The organism is Segeticoccus rhizosphaerae (assembly GCF_009192725.1).
In the GTDB taxonomy this organism is placed as follows: domain Bacteria; phylum Actinomycetota; class Actinomycetes; order Actinomycetales; family Dermatophilaceae; genus Segeticoccus; species Segeticoccus rhizosphaerae.
Window position 1 is genome coordinate 1 of record NZ_VOHR01000481.1, and the last position, 2,041, is coordinate 2,041.

At 69.6% G+C, this 2,041-nt stretch carries 4 protein-coding genes; 1 reads left to right on the forward strand and 3 read right to left on the reverse strand.

What is annotated here, in order from left to right:
- Positions 1-284, reverse strand: a 284-nt coding sequence (locus FRW57_RS20850; RefSeq protein WP_203230468.1) for a LexA family protein, incomplete at its 3' end; no start/stop codon positions are given.
- 355 nt (positions 285-639) lie between these two features.
- Between FRW57_RS20850 and FRW57_RS20855 the strand changes: the two genes are divergently transcribed.
- Positions 640-1,065 (forward strand): LysM peptidoglycan-binding domain-containing protein, encoded by a 426-nt coding sequence (locus FRW57_RS20855; protein WP_152186961.1) that lies wholly within the window; start codon positions 640-642, stop codon positions 1,063-1,065.
- A gap of 27 nt (positions 1,066-1,092) precedes the next feature.
- Here the strand turns inward: FRW57_RS20855 and FRW57_RS20860 are convergent, their stop codons facing one another.
- Complete coding sequence (locus FRW57_RS20860) at positions 1,093-1,701, reverse strand: hypothetical protein (RefSeq protein WP_152186962.1); 609 nt, start codon at positions 1,699-1,701, stop codon at positions 1,093-1,095.
- Between the two features lie 77 nt (positions 1,702-1,778).
- The coding region (locus FRW57_RS23610; RefSeq protein ID WP_203230467.1) for a hypothetical protein at positions 1,779-2,041 on the reverse strand (263 nt) is incomplete at its 5' end.

Consider the following 2,041-nt stretch of genomic DNA (forward strand, 5'->3'; position numbering starts at 1 on the left):
CCGGCCCGGTAGCCGCGCGCGCTGCGCCCCAGGTCGGGGGAGACGACCTCGATGGCGCGCGGGCGGTTGGGGTCGCGGCGCAGGTAGCCCTTGCGCTCGAGCATGTGCAGCTGGTGGGCCACGCTGCTCGGGCTGGTCAGGCCCACCTGCTCGCCGATCTCGCGCAGGCTGGGCGGGTAGCCGCGGCGGTCGATGGAGTTGCGGATGACCTCGAGGACCCGGCGCTGTCGAGTCGTCAGGCCGTCGCCCTTGTCGCGCTCGGGCATCTCGTGGATCTTGGCCATCGTGGCATCCCCTTCAGTGGATGTGGACTGCGGCAGGCGGGCGGGTCGTGGACGGGCGTCGGCCCGCGGCAGGGCGAGGGCGGTCGACATCAGTGCAGGTCAGAGCCGGTATGGCGGCCGCCCGAGACCGCGCGCAGCGGGCCCTGTCGGTGGTCGCTGGTTGGCTGCTGGACATGACCTCATCGTACGCAGTTCGGACACGTTGGCCAAACACCTGTTCGACGCGTGTCTCGACATTGTCGGCGCGACGTGTTAGAAATCGTACAAGCGTGCTATCGCACACGTGTTCGGGATCGACCGCTTCGACACCGATCGTCGCGACCGATCCGACCGCACCGATCGTCTGGAGGACAGCATGAGCGCAGCAACGACCTGGGGCTACCTCGAGTCGGCCCCGTGCTCGGCACCGCACCCCGGTCCCCACACCCGCAGGCCGGGCCGTCGGTCGCACCTGCGGTTGGTCCCGACCGGACCGGACGTGCAGGCGAGCCCGACGCATAGCCGAGTCACCCGGCGCGGTCGCCTCGCGATCACGCTGCTGGTGACCGCCGCGGTCCTGACCCTCGCGATGAGCCTGGCGAGCGGGATTTCCGCGCCGACGGGCGTGGCGCAGCCGACGGTCACGGTGGCTTCCGGACAGACTCTGTCCGACATCGCCGCGGCCGAGCTGCCGCAGCTGCCGGTGCGTGACGCCGTCGTGCAGCTGCAGCTGGCCAACGACCTCACCTCGATGCAGGTGCACGCCGGCCAGGTGCTGGTCGTGCCATCGGCCGGCCGCTGATCGGGGAGCGGCCGGCCCGGCTGCCGATCAGCCGCCCGGCAGGGAGTAGCCGCTGACGATGTTCAGTGTCGTGGCGAAGGTGAGGTACATCAGCCAGACCCCGGTGCACAAGTGAGCCAGGCCGAGGACTCGTCCGGCGACGGCAATGCCGGCGCTGGCGAAGAAGTCCGCGACGTAGATCCAGGTCAGGCCGACGAAGAGCAGGCCGACCGGCCAGCCGCCGCCCATGAAGAAGGTGACGAGGCCGAGCACGGAGATGATCGTGTAGGCGACGGACATGCCCACGTTGGTCCTGACCTCGTTGCCCTGCATCCGGTTGAGCCCGAGGGCAAACCAGTGGATGCCGTATGCGGAGAACGCCAGGGCTGCCATGTAGAGCAGCGGGTCCTTGAAGACCTGGAACCACGTCATCCCGACGAAGAGGATCACGCCGGTGACGAACTGGCAGAAGCCTGGCAACCAGACGCCCCACCAGCCGGTGGCGCGGTCGGCCGCCGGACTGCGGGCGGGGTAGCCGAAGAGCTCCTGTGGTCCCCAGATGAGATAGCCGGTGCCCAGACCGAAGAACCCGAGCGTGACCGGCGCGAAGTGCGAGATCTGGAAGGTCTGCGCGGTGAGTAGAGCGGTGTGCAGCATCTCGTCCTCCTCGGACGATGTCGTTGAACCGTTGATTACCTACCCACTCCATCCGGGTTTCAACCGGAAGGATCGACTCAGCGTGCCGTGATGCGGGCGAGCAGCTGGTGGCCCTCCCGCTCGAGGTCGGCGGCCTCGTCGGCAGGGAGCCGTGTCGACCAGGGTTCGCCGGCTGCCGCGTCATAGGCCTCGTGCATCGCGAACATCGAGGCGGACAGCCGCCGAGCCTCCGCCAAGCGGGCAGCCGCGTCCTGGCCGGTGGCGACAGCGGGGTCGGCGGGCGACGAATCGGCGACCCCGCGGGCGGCGTCGAGGGCGGCCCGGCAGTCGTCCATCGCGC